The sequence below is a fragment of the Mesorhizobium sp. Arg314 genome, assembly GCF_053714275.1.
Genome location: NZ_JBSKBP010000012.1, coordinates 1 through 14,647, shown reverse-complemented (window position 1 = coordinate 14,647; position 14,647 = coordinate 1). Strand labels below are relative to the sequence as shown.

Below are 14,647 nucleotides of genomic sequence, written 5' to 3'. Positions count from 1 at the left end.
CTCGAAACAGGATATTGATGATGACAACGCCTCCGGCAACTTCGGGACCCTTCACCTTGGCGGTTTGCGCTGAAATGGTGTTCCGCTCGTTGCCCGTGCTCGGCCGTCTCAAGCGGATCACCGAACTCGGTTTCGTCGCCGAAATCTGGGACTGGACGAAGCACGACATAGCGGCGCTGGCGAAGTCCGGTGCCTCATTTTCCTCGATGACCGGCTATGTCGCCGGGACACTTGCCGACGACGCCGGCGCGGACGAGCTGATCAGGACGGCGAAACTCTCGATTCCTGTCGCCAAGCAACTGAACTGCCCGCGACTCAACCTGCACGGCACCGGGCTCGACGGGCAGGGTCTTCCGGTCGTGAAGTCGGAGGTGGTGACCGGCGCGATGTGGCTCAAGGCCCGCGACACGCTCGAGCGCATCGCCGATCTCGGCGAGCGGGAAGGCGTGACTTTCGTCCTCGAAAACCTCAACGAGGCCGTCGATCACCCGAAAACACCTTTCGCCAGGGCGGCCGACACGATCGCGCTCGTCTCGTCCATCAACCGACCGTCGCTCAAACTCAATCTGGACCTCTACCACGCGCAGATCGGTGAAGGGAATCTGATCGAACTCTGCCGCCTCGCGCTTCCCCACATCGGCGAGATCCAGGTGGCCGATGTTCCCGGCCGCACCGAGCCGGGCACCGGAGAAATCAACTATCCAGCCATCGCCCGCGCTCTCGACCAGATGGGATATCGCGGCGTCATCGGAATGGAAGCCTGGCCGTCGGGCGACGACGAGCTGGCGCTCAGCCGCTTCCGCCAGGCTTTCACCGTCTAAGTCCGCCGTTTTCTCAACGTTCGAATTTCGGAGCATCAAATGCCTGCCCAACGCCCTGTGAATATCGCCCTGATCGGGGCTGGCCGCATCGGTTCTTTCCACGCCGAAACCGTTGTGCGCCGGCTTGTCGACGCAAATCTGGTCGCGATCGCCGACCCGGCCCAGGGCGCGGCGGAAGCGCTCGCCGCAAAGCTGGACGTACCCGGCGCAGTGACCGACGTCTCGGTAGTGCTCTCCGATCCGGCGGTCGAAGCCGTCATCATTGCTTCGCCGGCGCGCTTCCACGCCAGCCTTGCCGTTCAGGCGGCCGAGGCTGGCAAGGCCGTTTTTTGCGAAAAGCCGATGGCGCTGACCCTTGAAGAGGTCGATCGCGTCATAGGCGCCGCGTCCAGTGCCCGCGTGCCACTGCAGGTCGGCTTCAACCGTCGCTGGGACCAGGCTTTCGCCGAAGGACGCGCCGCCATCGATGCGGGCAAGGTGGGAACGCCACAGTTGATCCGGTCGCTGACGCGCGATCCCGGCCCTTATGGCGGCAGTCCGGAAAGGACGCCGCGCTGGACGATCTTCTACGAGACGCTGATCCACGACTTCGACACGCTTGTCTGGCTCAACGCCAATGCCAGGCCCGTCGAGGTGACCGCCATCGCCGACGCGCTCGTGCGCCCCGATTTCAGCGACAAGGGCTTCCACGATACGGCGGTCGTCACCATCCGCTTCGACAACGGCTCGATTGCCGTGGCCGAAGCCAATTTCTCCGCCATGTACGGCTACGACATTCGCGGCGAAGTGTTCGGCTCGGGCGGCATGATCACCATGGGCGACGTGCGCCGCTCGAGCATGACCCTGTTCGACAAGAACGGCGTCTCCAGCGACACCTGGCGGCGCGACACCGATCATTTCGTGCATGGCTACACCGCGCAGCTCGCCGCCTTCGTCGGCGCGGTTCGCAGCGGCGTGGTCAAAGGACCGACCGGTCAGGACGCGCGCACCGCACTTGCAATCGCTCTTGCCTGCATCAAGTCGGTGGAAGAGAGGCGCACCGTATCGATGAGCGAAATCTGACGGATTGCGTGAAGGTGGGGGACATGTCGGATCACGGCACCAATCCGTCTGCGACCTTCGCGGACCTGAAAAAATGGGTTGCTTGTCGCGAGCTTGTTTTCCCGCCGCAGGTCGAGAAACTGGCGTGCGTCGCGTTCGAGCATCCTGACCTTCTGGCCTTTGAAAGTGCGGACAAGATTGCTGCCCGCACCGGCGTCTCGAAAACGACCGTCGCCAGGTTCGCCAGACTACTCGGTAAACGCAGCTTGAAGGAGGCCAGAAGCGTTTTCCGCGAGGAGCTGCGCCGGCGTCATGAAATTGACGCCAGACGAGCAGAACCGCAGGTGTCCGCCTTGGGCGCCATAGCCAACCAACACCCCAACGCCGCCTGAGACCGGCAGTCTAGTGCCTCCGGGTCTCGAATCCTGAAGGATTTTTCTCGGCTGGTTCGAGTATGCAGCGCTGCATCTGCAAAGAGATCGCAACATGAATGCCGATGGGTCTTCCATTATTCTCAGAGAATGTTGCAATTCCTCGGATTAGTGGCGCCCGGATCAGTCTGACGATCGACATTGGCTTCGGCGACGCGATCGAGCCCGTCGCGGAGATGCTGGACTGTCCATCCATGCTGGACTTTCCCACGGGATGCTGTGGATAGAATAGGATAGAAGCGGATACCGAAGCGATTCGTGAGCCATCGATTGCGGTCAATAGATACTGAGGAGATGGCAGACGTTTTTAGGATCGTACTTCTCGGGCCAAATCACACGGTCGTAAACCGATTACTGCTCCTTCTTGAACAAATCCTGGAAGATGAGCTGGCCCCAAACGCGGCCGCGTGCGTGCACCAGCGCGCCACCCTCGTTGAGCTTTCCCAGCTTGACGGGTGCGAACCCGAGTTGTTTGGCCAAGGCCGCCACGGGAGCGATCGCGTCCTCGTCGTCGCTCGACAGAAAGACGACCCGGTGGCCGCCCTCGACGATCGGATCGGCGGCCAGGGTGGCCGCGATCAGGTGATTGAATCCTTTCACGAGCTTGGCGCCGGTGAACGCTTTCGCGACGAAAGCGGAGGACGGGAGACCGTCGAGCTCTTCAGGGGCTGGAAACGCGTTCGTCGCGTCGATGACTGTCTTGCCTTCCCAGTTCGGCAGAGCCTTCGCAACCTCGCGGTGCTCCCAGAACGGGATTGCCAAGATGATCGTGTCGGCCTCGAGTGCCTTCCGCAGCGACTTGGCGACGACCGTGGGTCCAATCGCCCGGGCCTGCGGCGCCAACGCCTCGGGCGGCTGGCGGCTTGCGACGGTCACGTCGATGTTTTTGCGGGCGAAGGCGTGGGCGAGGGCCTGGCCTATCTTACCGAATCCTACAATCGCGTAGCTCATGATGCTTCTCCGATCCGTGTTGGTATTGATTCCCCGGCCTTCAATGGCGCCGGGTTATCCATTCTGCCGTGTGGCGACCTTTGCGTAGACGCCCGGTCGTTCCACCATGGACGTGCTAGTTCCCGCCGATCAGCCACTTCCCGTGATCCGGCGCGATTTCAGATGGCCGAGAAGCCTCCGTCGACAGACAACTCCAGCCCATTCACGAAGCTCGAATCGTCTGAAGCAAGAAACAGCGCGGCCGTCGCAATTTCCTCAGGACGCCCCATCGTTCCCCGCGGGATCAGGGATTCGAACATCCGCTTCCCCTCCTCGTCGAGAACTTGGTCCTGCATCGGTGTGGCGATCGGCCCCGGGTGCAGCACGTTCACCCGGATATTCCTGCCCTTCAGCTCGTTGAGCCACCCGCGTGCGAATGCGTGCAACGCCGCCTTGCTCGCCGCATACACGCTGTAACCAGGAAAACCTTTCAGCGAAGCAACTGATCCGGTCATGAAGATCGATCCGCCATCGTTGAACAGCGGCAACGCCTTTTGCACCGTGAACAGCGTGCCGCGCGTATTCAGGCCGAAAGTCGCATCGAAATGCTGCTCGGTGATCTCGCCCAGTGGGACGGCTTGGCCCGTGCCGGCGCTCGCATACAGCACGTCGATCCTGCCCTTTTCCCGCTTGACTGTATCGAACAGGCGGTCGAGGTCGTCGAGATTGGCCGCATCGCCGCGCACGCCGGTCACGTTCCGGCCAATCAGCCTGATGGCCTCGTCGAGCGCCTCCTGCCTCCGGCCCGTGATGAAAACATAGGCGCCTTCTTCAACGAACCGCTTGGCGCTCGCCAGCGCCATGCCGCTCGATCCGCCCGTGATGACTGCAACCTTACCCTCGAGCTTTCCCATGACTTATCCTTTCGGCTTTCCTCAGTTGCCCCGAGCATTCGTCCGGGGATCGTGTCGACGTTGAAATGGGTCCGGCTGCGTCAGGCGTGCAGTGCGGAAGTTCGCACATCGGTGGTGCAAAATCGAACCAGGTGAGCTAATAGCTTCAGCCACGCATGCGGTGTCCGCGGTGAGCGACGCCCCCAGGCGCCAAAGTCGCCGCCCCACTTGTCCGAGGACGAGACGCTATTCGATGGTATTGGACACGGGTATTGGGAAGCGCACCCCGCGGTGCGGGATTGCACCATGATCGACTGGGATGACGTTCGCTACTTTCTCGCCGTCGCGCGCGGAGGCTCGGTGCGGGCTGCCGCCGAGCGCCTCGGCGTGAACCACTCGACCGTGCTGCGACGCATCGCACAGCTCGAGGAACGCCTCGGGGCGCAGATGTTCGAAAAGCTGCCTTCGGGCTACCGCCTGACGGCTGCGGGCGAAGAGGTCCTCGAGCTCGCGAACCAGATGGAAGCGTCGTCGCATCAGCTGGAGACGCGTGTCTTCGGGCGCGACCAGAGCGTGCGCGGGCTTCTGCGGGTGACGCTGGCACCGCCCCTCGCGACACACCTGCTGATGCCGGACTTCGCCGATTTCGCGCGTCTGCATCCGGACATCGAGATGGAAATCCTGTCGTCCGGCGAGCTGGCAAATCTGACCAACCGAGAGGCCGACGTGGCGATCCGCGTCGTCTACGACCGCAAAACCCTGCCGCTCAATCTTCACGGCCTGAAGGGACCGGAGCTGTTCGGCGGCATCTACATGTCCTGCAATCGACTAGCCGCGTGGCGTGCGGGCGCGCCAGATCCCATCCGGTGGATCGTCATAAGCATTCATGGAATTCCGGATTGGGCCAGCGAGGGTGAGGTTCGCACCACGGGGGTTCCATTCAGGACCACGGACGCCGAGGCGCAGATCGTTGCTGTACGGCAAGGGCTCGGGATCACGACGCTGCCGTGCTTCGTCGGAGATGCCGACCCCCTGCTGGTGAGGGTGCCGGGCACCGACCTGCACATGTACGGAACGCTCTGGCTTCTCACGCAGGGAGAGACACGCAAGACCAAGCGCGTGCGGCTCTTCACGGAGTTCGTATCCCGCAGGCTCGCCGCACACGCTCCGCTTCTGGCGGGGCTGTCCATATCGCGCGACAGGTCGTCGGCGACGCTTGCCGTAATCCGGTCGAAAGCCCAGCAGTGATCGCTTGAAGCCGCTCAATCGACCCAGATGTTGACAAATCCGTTTACCTGGCCCTCTTAACGACAAACAAGCCAGGACCTCGACGAGGCCAACTGGGACGCGCATTTCGATGTCAACGCCAAGGGCGTGCTGATGATGTGCCAGGCGGTGCTACCGCATATGCGCGCCAAGAAGTCGGCATGGACGGCGTCACCGTGAACGCAATCTGCCGCCGGCATCATCCTGACCGAGATGGGCAAGAACAATCTCGGCAGCGAAGCCGCGATCCGCCATTGGGAGGATGTCGCAGCGCTGAAGCGCCTCGGCGCGCCGGAGGATGTCGTCGGACCGGTGCAGTTCTTCGCGTCCGACCTGTCGGCCTTCGTCACCGGGCAGGCGCTCAACGTCGACGGCGGCATCTACCACCATTGACGCCCGGGGCATCCCGAAGGAGCGTCCGCGCCGACCGACGCAGCGTGGTAGTGGGCCTCTGAGCCCACTCTACAGCCGCGGCCCCGCCACCATCCTGGCGACCCGCGCCATGTCGGCGCTCATCTCGCGGTCGTCGTCGAGCGGGGCGATCAGTGCCCGCACGGCTTCATAGCTGCGCCTCGGGCCCTCGCCCATGCTGTCCAGCACGCCGCGCAATTCCACGCCGGTCGCCGCGAAGATCAGTTCCATCGCAACCATATAGCGCAGGCGCTCGATGATTCCCGCCGTCTTGGCCACCACGCGCGGTGCCATCGACGACTGGTCCTCGACGCCGTCGGAGATCGCAAGCGGGCTGAGCGACATCGGATTGGCCAGATGCCGGATCTCCGCTTCGAGCGCGGCGACCGGCTTCTGCAGTTCCGCATAGCCCTGGCGGCTGCCGCCTTTGGCCGACAGGAAGCGCGGCAGCTCCGCCACCGTCGGCGACATCAGCTTCATCGAGCGGTTGGCGGTGCCGACAGCGCAATGCGCCAGCGCCTGGCCAAGGTTTTCCCAGGTCAGCGTGAACGCCGTCAGGTCGAAATTGCCGTTGGAAACGACGCGCTCGGCCTCGGGCAGGATGACGGGGTTGTCGCCGGAATGGCCAAGCTCGATCTCCGTCGCCAGCCTGGCTTGCTCATACGCATGAAGCAGGCCGCCCCACACTTGCGGCACGCAGCGGAAGCTCAGCGGATCCTGCAGGCGCCGAGCGGCGTTCTCCTGCCAGAGCCCGCTTCCCGAAAGTTCTGCCCTGAGCCTCGCGCCGATCTCGCGCTGGCCAAAGGCCGGCCGCGCCGCCAGGGCATCCTCGTCGATGGCCTTGAGCGACGCGCGAAAGGCTTCGTAGTTCAGCGCCACAGCCGCGAGCGACCAATCGATCAGGCATGCGACGTCTTCAAGGGCGAGGCACGCCGTTCCCGTCGAAAGGCTGTTGGCGACGATGATGGCGTGGCCGTCCTTCTCGCGCAGATCGAGCGGTTTGAGCTTGGCGAGCCGTAGCGCCTCGGTCGACGGCATGACCTTGCCGCGATATTCCGTCTCGCCGTCACCACCCAGCGCCCGTGCCAGATGGCCGAGAGGCGCAAGATCCGCGGCTCCCACCGATCCCCAGCTCGGAACGATCGGGTGGACGCCGGCGTTGAGCGCCGCGACCAGGCCGAGCACCACGCCCTCCGAGGTGCCGGTGCCGCCCGCGGCCATGCCGCAGATCCGCGCGGTCATCAGTGCCCGCACCGCTTCGATCGGCAGCGACGGGCCGGCGCCCATGGAGTGGCTGAGCGGCACGCTGTGCTGGAAGGCGATCAGGTCGGCTGCTGCAAGCGGCGTGTCGACACAGGCGCCAAGGCCGGTGGTCACGCCGTAGAGCGGCTTGCCGAGCTGAGTGAGATGCTCGATGAGGGCGCGGCTTGCGCGGATGCGGCGCATGGCTTCCTCGCCGAGCACGAGGCGGGCGCCGCGGCGCGCTACCTCGGCGACATCGGCCGTGCTGAGCGGCTTGGCGTCGAGAATTATCGCTCTAGCTGTCATCGGGCTATTCCTTAGGCCTCCGGGAATGGTGGCCGAACGAATGCAGGATATCCGGCATCGGAGCCTGCCATTGTCGAAAATCCGCCGTCGGGATTGCCGTTACTTTTCGGCGATCCGGATAAGCGGCACCATGGCTGAAGGACAACCGCTCGAAGCTGGTCCGCTACGGCTTCGTCAACGGCCTGCCGGGCTTCGTCACGCTCGAGGTCGACGGCGAGCTGCAGACCACGGCCCTCGACATCGAGGATGGGAAGATCACGGCGATCTATGTCATGCGCAATCCAGACAAGCTGCGGCACTTGCATTAACGGTGCGCGGACCAACGCGTGCGGGAACTTTTGCGCCGCTGGCGATTTTGGGTATGCTGCAGGCCCAAACCGCCAGAAGGCTGCCGTCGATGATGAAACACCTAGCTCTCTGCGCTCTCGTGCTTGCCACGGCCGCGAGCATGTCCGCCCCGGCGGTAGCGGGCGAACGGCATCATCATCGCCACCATCGTCATCTGCCGGCGGTCGAGCATGAGCGCTACGTTCCGGCCAGCGACGATATCCTCTACCAGTTGTTCGGCGGTCCGCGCTATTACGACCTGCAACTGTCCACCACTGCGGCGGGCGCCTGCTCCTACGACCGCGTCGGACCGGATGCGAATGCGATAAACAAGATCAACGACCACCATTGCGGGAAGTAGCCGTCGTCAGCCGCGCCTTGGCCGGCGATCGATAGCCTTCGATCATTTCACTGCGTTCGAGGACGACTGACGCTGCTCAGCGGCGGCTTCCGTCGGTCGCTGTTTGGCGCTAGAGGTCGCTCGAACACATCCGCCAAAACATTGTATACAAAACATAAGAAAGATGTTGACAATCGGCCGCAGCCGGTTTCCCTTACCCTATACGCGCAGCCTACGAGCCAAACACAAAGCGCGATAACCAAGGGGAACTGCAGATATGATCAACCGTCGCTCGACTCTGAAATCAATGGCGCTCGGCGCCGCCTCGACCCTGGCCATTGCCGCTGTCGGCATTTCGTCCGCGCAGGCTGAAAACAAGGAACTGAAAATCGGTTTTGTCGGCGTCACCAGCGGTCCGGCGGCCGCCTGGGGCACCTCGAACGTGCGCTCGATGCAGACCCGCGCCGCATGGCTCAACGAGACCGGCGGCGTCAAGATCGGCAACGACACCTACAATATCAACATCGTCACCTTCGACGACCAGAAGGATCCCAAGCGTGCCATCGCCGGCATGGAGAAAATGGCGCAGGAAGGCGTCCACTATGTCGTCGGGCCGAATGTCGATGACGGCGCCGCCGCGGTGCGCCCTGTCGCCGAGGCCAACGGCATCATCTATTTCCCCTACGCCTTCCCGAAGGCTCTCTACCAGAAGCCCGCCTCAAATGCAGTGCTCGGCATGATCGCCAACTACCAGTCTGGCCCGGCGATTTACAAATATCTCAAGGAAAACAAAGGTGTGAAGAAGATCGCCTTTGTCGCTGCGAATGAATCCGATCCGCTCAGCCAGCGCGACGGCGGCGTCGAGGCGGCCAAGGCGCTCGGCCTCGATATCGTCGCCCAGAACGACACCTACCAGAACGACACACGCGACTTCACACCGGTGCTGACGCCGATCGTCGCGCTGAAGCCCGACCTGCTGGTCTTGTCTGGCGTGGCGCCGGCCAACGCGCCGCTGCTCATCCGCGCCGCCCGCGAACTTGGCTATGAAGGCCTGATCTCGACCGAAACGGCGCAGGACGCCAAGGTCCTGGCGGAAGGTGCCGGCGAATACGCCAACGGCTTCATCTCGGTTGGTGGTGCATCCACGCCCGAGATTGCCTCCGACACGATGAAGGAGTTCGTCACCCGCTACACCAAGATGTTCGGCGAATACAACGACGAGTCCAACACCAAGGTCTACGCGCTGGAATACATCCTCGATACGCTGAAGGCCAACCCGTCGGCAATCAACGACGTCGCGGAATTCAAGAAGACCATGGACAGCTTCACGGCGCCCAATCCCTTCCTCAAGGGCGACGCCAAGCTGAGCTATGTCGGCTCGACCTCCTTCGGGCAGAAGCGCCAGCTTTCGGTGCCGATGGTGGTCAACGAATACAAGGACGGCGCTTTCCAGACCCTGTTCGTCGGCTCTGTCGACTAGCATTACCTTCGAGCGTCACTTCCTCCAGCTTGCGGCGGGGTCCGGACAATAGGCCGGACCCCATGGCAGATCGAAGGTGTCCATGGAACAGGTCATCGCCAACGGATTCTATCTCGGCGCCCAATACGCGCTGATCGCGCTGGGCTTAACCCTGATCTTCGCCCTGATGAACGTGCTCAATTTCGCCCACGGCCAGATGTATGTGCTGGGCGGGTTCATCACCTATACCGTCTACGGCCAGCTCGGCCTGCCTTTCGTGGCGGCGCTGCTCGCCTCCGGCGTCACGCTCGCCGTCATCGGCGCGCTGATGGAGAAATTCCTCTTTCGAACCGTCATCAGGCGAAGCCACCGCGAGGAGAGCACCATGTTGCTCGCGGCGGCCACCGCCTTCTTCTTCGACGCCGTCATCCTGCTCATCTTCGGCGAAAAACAGCGCGGCGTTCCCAAGATCGTCAAGGGCGTCTTCAACGACGCCGGCATCATCATGCCTTACGACCGGCTGGTCGTCGGTGCCTTAGCCATCATCTTCATCGCAGCTTTCGTCTTGTACATGCAATACAGTCGGGTCGGGCGGGCCATGCGGGCGCTCGCGCAGGATCGCGTCGCCGCCCAGCTGATGGGTGTCAGGGTCGACCGCTATTCGATGATTGGCTTCGCCATGGGCGCCATGCTCGCGGGCGTAGTCGGTGGGCTGCTGGTCACCATCACCGGCGTCAATTCCGGCATCGGCGGACCGATCTCGATCAAGGCCTTCCTGATGGTGATGATCGGCGGCGCCGGCGTCGTCGGCGGTGCGATCGCCGGCGGCTTCATCCTCGGCATGATGGAGTCGGTCGGCCTCACCGTGCTGCGCGAATATGGCGATGTGACCTACCTCGTCATCTTCGCGGCCCTGATGGTGTTCCTGTCGGTCCGACCCAACGGGCTGATGGGCAAGCCGTGGGGTTGATCGCGCCATGACCCTCAATCGCAACATGAAGATCGCCGCGGTGGTCGCCTTCCTCGCGATCGTCTTCATCGCCGTGCCGGCCGCGATCTCGGCCAGCGGCCGCTTCGACCTCTATTACACGCTGACCTCGGTGGCATTGCTCAGCATCGCCAGCGCCGGTGTCTGGCTCACCTTCTACATCGGCCGCATCAACATCGGCCAGGGCGCCTATGCGCTGACGGGCGGCTATGTCTCGGCTATCCTGGTGATGAACCACGGTTGGTCGTTCTGGCTGACGGTCCCCGTCGCAGGTCTGTTCTGCGCCGCGGCCAGCGTGCTGATCGGCCTGCCGATCCTTCGGCTGCGCGGCGTTTATTTCGCAATGGTCACGCTGGTGCTGACCGAGGTGGCGCGCCTGCTCGCCCTGGCGCTGCCGCTCACCAACGGCGCCAAGGGCATCGTCAGCATCCCGTTGCCGGGCGCCCTGTCGGTCTTCGGCATCACGCTGATCCCCGATTTCGCCACGCTGCAGAATTCGCGGCTCGCCTTCTATTTGCTGGCGGCCACGCTGATGGTGGTCTGCTTCGCGGTCATGTACCGGCTGGTCAATTCGCGCATCGGCAAGCTTTGCCAGTCGCTGCAGCAGAATGAGGAGCTCGCTTCCTCGATCGGCGTCAACATCGCCTATCTGCGCGTCATCGCCTATGCCGTGTCGTCCTTCTTCGGCGGCGTTTCGGGCGCCATCTTTGCCGCCATCTCGCAGTCGATCTACCCGTCGAGCTTCACCGTCACCGATTCCGTCAACTTCATGCTGAACTGCTTCCTCGGCGGCCTCGGCTATGTGTTCGGTCCGATGCTCGGCACGCTGGTGCTTTATTTCGGCTGGGACCTACTGTTCCAGACCGGTCAGTTCCAGTTGCTCATCTATTCCGGCCTGATGATCGTCCTGATGCTGGTGCTGCCCAACGGCCTGCTCAGCCTTGCCGAAATGACCCGGAAGAAGGGGTGAGCCATGGCCGAAATGCTCGAAGTCTCCGGCCTGACAAAACGCTTCGGCGGTCTCGTCGCGGTCAACAACGTTTCCTTTTCGGTGCGCGAAAGGGAGATCCTGTCGGTCATTGGCCCCAACGGCGCCGGCAAGTCGACGCTGTTCAAGCTGATCGCGTCGTTCCTGCGGCCGACAACGGGCGAGGTGCGCCTGAAGGGCGAACGCATCTCCGGCCTCGCCCCGCATATCGCCGCCCGCAGGGGCGTGGTGCGGACCTTCCAGGAGACAACGATCTTCAAGAATATGAGCGTGCGCGACAATGTCATCATCGCGCACCATTTGCGCTCGAAGGCGAGCCTCTTCGGCTTCTTCCTCGGCACCGGCGCGGCGAAAGCCGACGAGGCCGCCTTCGGCGCTTCGGCCGACGAGATCCTGGCGCTGCTTGGTCTCTCCTCGCTCGCCAATGAGACTGCCCGCAACCTGCCGCACGGCCATTTGCGGGCATTAGGCATCGCCATCGGCCTTGCCACAGACCCCTCCATCCTGCTGCTCGACGAGCCTTTCGCCGGCATGAACCACGACGAGACCATGCGCATGGTGGAAATGGTGCGGCGCCTGCGCGAGCGCGGTCTCACCATCCTTCTGGTCGAGCACGACATGCCGGCCGTGATGAAGATTTCGGACAGGCTCGTCGTGCTCAATTTCGGGCAGAAGATCGCCGAGGGAACCCCGTCGGAAATCCAGGCCGACGAGAAGGTGATCGAAGCCTATCTCGGCAGCGAGGACGAGGCGATCGGCCTATGAACCAGATCCTGAACTTCGCCAATGTCGAACTCTACTATGACCACGTCTACGCGCTGAAGGGCGTCTCGCTCGAGGTCAACGAGGGCGAGACTGTCGCGCTGATCGGCGCCAACGGTGCCGGCAAGTCGTCGATCCTTCGCGCCATCACCGGCCTTCGCAAGATCCGGTCCGGCGAGATCCACTATGGCGGCAGGCGTATCGACGGCGCCGCCCCCGACGAGATCGTCAAGATGGGCATCGCCATGGTGCCGGAAGGGCGCCGCGTCTTCCCGTTCATGACGGTCAGGGACAATCTCCTGATGGGCGCCTTCACGCGCACCAGCAAATCCGAGATCGCCGCGTCGATGGAGATGGTGCTGGGGCGCTTTCCGCGGTTGAAGGAGCGCTTCTCGCAGGCCGCCGGCACGATGAGTGGCGGCGAGCAGCAGATGCTGGTCATCGGCCGCGCGCTGATGGCGAAGCCGAAGCTTTTGTTGCTCGACGAGCCGTCGCTCGGCGTCGCGCCCAAGCTTGTCCAGGACATTGCCCGCTCGATCGTCGCCATCAACCGCGACGAGAAGGTCAGCGTTCTTTTGGTCGAGCAGAATTCGCGCATGGCGCTGCGCATCTCGCAGCGCGCCTATGCGCTGACCACCGGTAGCGTCGCGCTGAGCGGCAACTCCGCCGAATTGCTGACCGACGACCGGGTCAAGCGTCTTTATCTCGGCGGCGAGATCTGAGGCTGATTGGAATGCGCATACTCGTCATCAATCCCAACACCACCGCATCGATGACCGCCAAGATCGGCGAGGCGGCGGCAAGCGTCGCCTCCGCTGCGACCCGGATCATCGCCGTCAATCCGGCAGACGGCCCGCCGAGCATCGAGGGCTATTTCGACGAGGTCTTCGCCATACCCGGCATCATCGCGGAGATGGGCAAGGCGCCGGCGGCCGATGCCTATGTGATCGCCTGCTTCGACGACACCGGGCTGGACGCCGCCCGCTGCGCCACCGAGGCTCCCGTCATCGGCATCGGCGAGGCGGCGTTCCACATGGCGAGCCTTGTCGCCGGCAAGTTCAGCGTCGTCACCACGCTTGCCCGCTCGGTTCCGGCTATCGAGCACAATCTGGCGAAATACGGCCTCGCGTCGCGCTGCGCCAAGGTGCGCTCGTCGGAAGTCGCCGTGCTCGAGCTCGAACGTCCAGGCTCGAATGCGAGACATCGGATTTCGGATGAGATCGCTCGCGCCATCAGCGAGGACAAGGCCGAGGCGATCGTGCTCGGTTGTGCCGGCATGGCCGACCTCGCGCATAGTCTGTCCGAAGAACATGGCGTTCCGGTACTGGACGGCGTCGTCTGTGCCGTCACGCTGGCTGAGAGCCTGTTCAAGGTCGGCTTGAAGACATCGAAGATCGGCGGTTATGCGGCTCCGCGCGGCAAGCGGTTCGCCGGCATGTTCGCGCCGCTGTCGCCCACGGAAGCCGAGATCGTTTAGGCGGCTTTGCTGCCCGACGACCGGCCGGCGCCCGGACAGGTGGGATTGACCGCTGCGCGAGCGATACTAGATTGGGCGGGCTGCTGGCGATTTGGGGCAGATCGGGCCATTTCGGGGCCCGCGCATCGAAAAGTATGTTGACGGTACTCAGGGAAGAAGATCGAGACGACAAGCCGGCGGCGCGCTGGTCGCCGATCTATTTTGGGCTGAGGGACGCCATCGTCAGCCACCGCCTCGCCCCGGGCACCAAGCTGCCGGAAGACGAACTGGCGTCGATCTATTCGGTAAGCCGCACCGTCATTCGTGCAGCGCTGCAGGCGCTGGCGCACGACCGGCTGGCGCGGCTGGAGCCCAATCGCGGCGCCTTTGTCGCTCAGCCGTCGAAGATCGAGGCCCGCGAGGTGTTCGAGGCGCGCGCCCTGATCGAGCCGAAGGTCGCCGCGCTCGCCGCCAAAGTAGCGGTGCCGTCCGACATCGTGCAATTGCGCCAGCATCTCGAAAAGGAGCACGAGGCGCTGCATGACGGCCGCGACAGCGATGCCATCATGCTGTCGGCGCGCTTCCATGTCGGCATCGCCGAGATCGCGGCGCATTCGGTGTTCACCAATTTTGTCCGCGATCTCGTTTCGCACTCTTCGCTGATCATCGCGCTCTACTGGAAGCGCCGTGACGCGACCTGTGAGAAGCACGCCCATCACGCCCTGGTCGACGCCATCGAGGCCGGCGACAGCGCCAACGCCGCCGCCCTGATGAACAGCCACCTGGTCGACCTGCTGTCAGGACTGGATCTCACCGACAAGGTCGAGAAGTCCGACAGCCTGGCGGATCTGCTTCGCGCCTAGGAAGATGAGGCGGTTCAACTGATTGCCGAGCCGCCGTGGAAGCCGGCTAATGCATGTCGCCCAGAAGTGTACGCGGTTCTGGGACAACGACATGCATAAAAACAAGGACTTAAAAGCGCGTCG

At 63.4% G+C, this 14,647-nt stretch carries 16 protein-coding genes and 3 pseudogenes; 16 read left to right on the top strand and 3 right to left on the bottom strand.

The window, feature by feature from the left end:
- Positions 1-20: 20 nt before the first annotated feature.
- The 4 genes and pseudogenes from ACWGS9_RS14920 to ACWGS9_RS14905 form a co-directional block, all read left to right on the top strand.
- Positions 21-821 carry a TIM barrel protein gene (locus ACWGS9_RS14920; protein ID WP_454505975.1) on the top strand — a complete coding sequence of 267 codons (801 nt, stop codon included), beginning with the start codon at positions 21-23 and terminating at the stop codon, positions 819-821.
- Positions 822-860: 39 nt separating this feature from the next.
- Positions 861-1,883 carry a Gfo/Idh/MocA family oxidoreductase gene (locus tag ACWGS9_RS14915; RefSeq protein WP_454505974.1) on the top strand — a complete coding sequence of 341 codons (1,023 nt, stop codon included), beginning with the start codon at positions 861-863 and terminating at the stop codon, positions 1,881-1,883.
- Between the two features lie 23 nt (positions 1,884-1,906).
- Positions 1,907-2,254, top strand: coding sequence for a MurR/RpiR family transcriptional regulator (locus tag ACWGS9_RS14910; RefSeq protein WP_454505973.1), 348 nt, complete (start codon positions 1,907-1,909; stop codon positions 2,252-2,254).
- Positions 2,255-2,391: 137 nt separating this feature from the next.
- A pseudogene (locus tag ACWGS9_RS14905) lies at positions 2,392-2,502 on the top strand (nucleotidyl transferase AbiEii/AbiGii toxin family protein); the annotation flags it as partial.
- Positions 2,503-2,644: 142 nt separating this feature from the next.
- On the opposite strand, the gene ACWGS9_RS14900 reads toward ACWGS9_RS14905, so the two are convergent.
- Both ACWGS9_RS14900 and ACWGS9_RS14895 read right to left on the bottom strand, forming a co-directional pair.
- Positions 2,645-3,244 (bottom strand): NADPH-dependent F420 reductase, encoded by a 600-nt coding sequence (locus tag ACWGS9_RS14900; protein ID WP_454505972.1) that lies wholly within the window; start codon positions 3,242-3,244, stop codon positions 2,645-2,647.
- A 158-nt stretch (positions 3,245-3,402) separates the two neighbouring features.
- Positions 3,403-4,137 (bottom strand): SDR family NAD(P)-dependent oxidoreductase, encoded by a 735-nt coding sequence (locus ACWGS9_RS14895; RefSeq protein ID WP_454505971.1) that lies wholly within the window; start codon positions 4,135-4,137, stop codon positions 3,403-3,405.
- A 285-nt stretch (positions 4,138-4,422) separates the two neighbouring features.
- Here ACWGS9_RS14895 and ACWGS9_RS14890 point away from each other — a divergent pair, with 285 nt between their 5' ends.
- From ACWGS9_RS14890 to ACWGS9_RS14880, 3 genes and pseudogenes are all read left to right on the top strand, one after another.
- Positions 4,423-5,364 carry a LysR family transcriptional regulator gene (locus tag ACWGS9_RS14890; protein ID WP_454505970.1) on the top strand — a complete coding sequence of 314 codons (942 nt, stop codon included), beginning with the start codon at positions 4,423-4,425 and terminating at the stop codon, positions 5,362-5,364.
- Between the two features lie 75 nt (positions 5,365-5,439).
- A pseudogene (locus ACWGS9_RS14885) lies at positions 5,440-5,562 on the top strand (SDR family NAD(P)-dependent oxidoreductase); the annotation flags it as partial.
- Positions 5,563-5,580: 18 nt separating this feature from the next.
- Complete coding sequence (locus ACWGS9_RS14880) at positions 5,581-5,775, top strand: SDR family oxidoreductase (protein WP_454506116.1); 195 nt, start codon at positions 5,581-5,583, stop codon at positions 5,773-5,775.
- Positions 5,776-5,844: 69 nt separating this feature from the next.
- Here ACWGS9_RS14880 and ACWGS9_RS14875 read toward each other — a convergent pair whose 3' ends face one another.
- The gene (locus tag ACWGS9_RS14875; protein WP_454505969.1) at positions 5,845-7,341 is read right to left on the bottom strand and encodes an HAL/PAL/TAL family ammonia-lyase; all 1,497 of its coding nucleotides are present in this window, start codon (positions 7,339-7,341) and stop codon (positions 5,845-5,847) included.
- A gap of 143 nt (positions 7,342-7,484) precedes the next feature.
- Between ACWGS9_RS14875 and ACWGS9_RS14870 the strand changes: the two are divergent.
- The 9 genes and pseudogenes from ACWGS9_RS14870 to ACWGS9_RS14830 form a co-directional block, all read left to right on the top strand.
- Positions 7,485-7,649: pseudogene (locus ACWGS9_RS14870) on the top strand (RNA polymerase sigma factor SigJ); the annotation flags it as partial.
- An 89-nt stretch (positions 7,650-7,738) separates the two neighbouring features.
- A complete protein-coding gene (locus tag ACWGS9_RS14865) occupies positions 7,739-8,029 on the top strand; it encodes a hypothetical protein (protein WP_454505968.1) in 291 nt (96 codons plus the stop codon).
- Between the two features lie 256 nt (positions 8,030-8,285).
- The gene (locus ACWGS9_RS14860; protein WP_454505967.1) at positions 8,286-9,488 is read left to right on the top strand and encodes an ABC transporter substrate-binding protein; all 1,203 of its coding nucleotides are present in this window, start codon (positions 8,286-8,288) and stop codon (positions 9,486-9,488) included.
- Positions 9,489-9,570: 82 nt separating this feature from the next.
- On the top strand, positions 9,571-10,437 hold the full coding sequence (locus ACWGS9_RS14855) for a branched-chain amino acid ABC transporter permease (RefSeq protein ID WP_454505966.1): 867 nt from the start codon (positions 9,571-9,573) through the stop codon (positions 10,435-10,437).
- A gap of 7 nt (positions 10,438-10,444) precedes the next feature.
- Entirely contained in the window at positions 10,445-11,425 is a 981-nt protein-coding gene (locus ACWGS9_RS14850; RefSeq protein WP_454505965.1) for a branched-chain amino acid ABC transporter permease, read from the top strand.
- Positions 11,426-11,428: 3 nt separating this feature from the next.
- The gene (locus tag ACWGS9_RS14845) at positions 11,429-12,208 is read left to right on the top strand and encodes an ABC transporter ATP-binding protein (protein WP_454505964.1); all 780 of its coding nucleotides are present in this window, start codon (positions 11,429-11,431) and stop codon (positions 12,206-12,208) included.
- Positions 12,205-12,927: an ABC transporter ATP-binding protein gene (locus ACWGS9_RS14840; protein WP_454505963.1), complete on the top strand. Its 723-nt coding sequence runs from the start codon at positions 12,205-12,207 to the stop codon at positions 12,925-12,927. Before ACWGS9_RS14845 ends, ACWGS9_RS14840 begins: the two co-directional genes overlap by 4 nt.
- An 11-nt stretch (positions 12,928-12,938) precedes the next feature.
- A complete protein-coding gene (locus tag ACWGS9_RS14835; protein WP_454505962.1) occupies positions 12,939-13,682 on the top strand; it encodes an aspartate/glutamate racemase family protein in 744 nt (247 codons plus the stop codon).
- A gap of 134 nt (positions 13,683-13,816) precedes the next feature.
- Positions 13,817-14,524 carry a GntR family transcriptional regulator gene (locus ACWGS9_RS14830; RefSeq protein WP_454505961.1) on the top strand — a complete coding sequence of 236 codons (708 nt, stop codon included), beginning with the start codon at positions 13,817-13,819 and terminating at the stop codon, positions 14,522-14,524.
- The last annotated feature ends 123 nt before the right edge of the window (positions 14,525-14,647 follow it).